2 rRNA genes (1 of these 2 only partly in view) are annotated in these 2,932 nt (G+C 53.0%); both read right to left on the bottom strand.

Features of this window, described 5'->3' with window-relative positions:
- Nucleotides 1–156: 156 nt before the first annotated feature.
- Nucleotides 157–271, bottom strand: a 5S ribosomal RNA gene (rrf, locus tag FQB27_RS16490).
- Nucleotides 272–340: 69 nt separating this feature from the next.
- A 23S ribosomal RNA gene (locus FQB27_RS16485) occupies nt 341–2,932 on the bottom strand (it continues 152 nt past the right edge of the window).

Genomic DNA, 2,932 nt, shown 5'->3' with positions numbered 1-2,932 from the left:
CGACCTTCAGGTTATGAGCCTGACGAGCTACCGGGCTGCTCCACCCCGCGGTTGTATTTTTGAGGGGTTTTGTTTTTGGGTGTTATTTTTGACGTTAAAAAACGCCCTTAAGGGCGTTTTATTATTTAACGGTGAAGAGGAATCCGGGCTTCGCAGGCCTGGCAGCGACCTACTCTTCCGTGCCTTAAGACAAAGTACCATCGGCGCAGGGAGTTTTCACGACCGAGTTCGGGATGGGATCGGGTGCGGGCCTCCCGCCATAGCCACCAGGCCGGCGAAGACCGGATTAGAATACATCGTTAAGTGTCTGCATTGACTACTGTGTATGGTTTGAAGTGTAAGAACAAACACAATCGAGATATTAGTACTGGTCAGCTCCAAGTGTTACCACTCTTCCACCTCCAGCCTATCAACGTGGTGGTCTTCCACGTCTCTCAAGGGATATCTGGTTTTGAGGGGGGCTTCCCGCTTAGATGCTTTCAGCGGTTATCCTTTCCGTACTTAGCTACCCTGCAGTGCCGCTGGCGCGACAACAGGTCCACCAGAGGTACGTCCACCCCGGTCCTCTCGTACTAGGGGCAGCTCCTCTCAAATATCCTACACCCACGGCAGATAGGGACCGAACTGTCTCACGACGTTCTAAACCCAGCTCACGTACCTCTTTAATTGGCGAACAGCCAAACCCTTGGGACCTGCTCCAGCCCCAGGATGAGATGAGCCGACATCGAGGTGCCAAACAATGCCGTCGATATGGACTCTTGGGCATTATCAGCCTGTTATCCCCGGCGTACCTTTTATCCGTTGAGCGATGGCCCTTCCACGCGGGACCACCGGATCACTATGACCGACTTTCGTCTCTGCTCGACTTGTCAGTCTCGCAGTCAGGCTGGCTTATGCCATTGCACTCGACAGCTGATTTCCGACCAGCTTGAGCCAACCTTCGCGCGCCTCCGTTACCATTTGGGAGGCGACCGCCCCAGTCAAACTACCCACCATGCAGGGTCCCGGAACCGGATAACGGTCCTCGGTTAGATATCAAAAGTCAAAAGGGTGGTATTTCAAGGATGCCTCCACCGATACTGGCGTTCCGGTTTCAAAGGCTCCCACCTATCCTACACATTTAAATCCTGATACCACTGCAAAGCTGTAGTAAAGGTGCACGGGGTCTTTCCGTCTGACCGCGGGTACTCCGCATCTTCACGGAGAGTTCAATTTCGCTGAGTCTATGTTGGAGACAGCGGGGAAGTCGTTACGCCATTCGTGCAGGTCGGAACTTACCCGACAAGGAATTTCGCTACCTTAGGACCGTTATAGTTACGGCCGCCGTTTACCGGGGCTTCGATTCGCAGCTCTCACCACTCCTCTTAACCTTCCGGCACCGGGCAGGCGTCAGACCCTATACGTCGTCTTGCGACTTCGCAGAGTCCTATGTTTTTAATAAACAGTCGCCACCCCCATTTCTGTGCCACCCCCCATGAGTTGCCTCACAAGGGGTACCCCTTCTCCCGAAGTTACGGGGTCATTTTGCCGAGTTCCTTCAACATAGTTCTCTCAAACGCCTCGGTATACTCTACCAGTCCACCTGTGTCGGTTTGGGGTACGGTCTATACGCTGGAGCTATTTCCTGGAACAGGTTCACGGCCCCTCCAATCCAATAAGGAGGAACAATTTACCCTATTCGTCACTTCCAGCAGGTACAGGAATATTAACCTGTTTCCCATCGACTACGGCTTTCGCCCTCGCCTTAGGGGCCGACTAACCCTGCGCAGATTAGCTTTACGCAGGAACCCTTGGACTTTCGGCGTGAGTGTTTCTCACACTCATCTCGCTACTCATGTCAGCATTCTCACTTCTGATACCTCCAGGCACCCTCACGGCTACCCTTCACAGGCTTACAGAACGCTCCGCTACCGCTCAGACTAATGTCTGAACCCGCAGCTTCGGTGTATGGCTTTAGCCCCGGTACATCTTCGGCGCAGGCCGGCTTATCTAGACCAGTGAGCTATTACGCTTTCTTTAAAGGGTGGCTGCTTCTAAGCCAACCTCCTGGTTGTTTTGGCCTTCCCACATCCTTTCCCACTTAGCCATAACTTAGGGACCTTAGCTGGCGGTCTGGGCTGTTTCCCTCTCGGCAATGGATCTTAGCACCCACTGCCTGTCTGCCTTACTGCATTCATCGGTATTCGGAGTTTGGTTAGGTTTGGTAAGCCGTTGGGGCCCCCTAGCCCATCCAGTGCTCTACCCCCGATGATGATATAAGACGCTCTACCTAAATAGATTTCGCGGAGAACCAGCTATTTCCGAGTTTGATTGGCCTTTCACCCCTAGCCACAAGTCATCCCCCAACTTTTCAACGTTGGTGGGTTCGGTCCTCCAGTGCGTGTTACCGCACCTTCAACCTGCTCATGGCTAGATCACTCGGTTTCGGGTCTAATCCCTGCAACTATGACGCCCTATTAAGACTCGCTTTCGCTGCGCCTACACCTACCGGCTTAAGCTTGCTGCAAAGATTAACTCGCTGACCCATTATACAAAAGGTACGCAGTCACACCATAAAGGTGCTCCTACTGCTTGTAGGCATCCGGTTTCAAGGTCTCTTTCACTCCCCTTGTCGGGGTGCTTTTCACCTTTCCCTCACGGTACTTGTTCACTATCGGTCGCATAGGAGTACTTAGGCTTGGAGGGTGGTCCCCCCACGTTCAGACAGGATTTCACGTGTCCCGCCCTACTCGAGGACCATAATCAGATTTACCTGTACGGGGCTATCACCCACTATGGCCTGCCTTTCCAGACAGTTCCAGTTTTCTGACTATGGCCACTGGCCTGGTCCGCGTTCGCTCGCCACTACTAACGGAGTCTCGGTTGATGTCCTTTCCTCTGGCTACTTAGATGTTTCAGTTCACCAGGTTCGCCTTGCTATCCTATATATTCA

It is taken from the genome of Sneathiella chinensis (genome assembly GCF_012720115.1).
Lineage (GTDB): Bacteria > Pseudomonadota > Alphaproteobacteria > Sneathiellales > Sneathiellaceae > Sneathiella > Sneathiella chinensis.
This window is presented reverse-complemented; position numbering and strand designations above follow the sequence as displayed.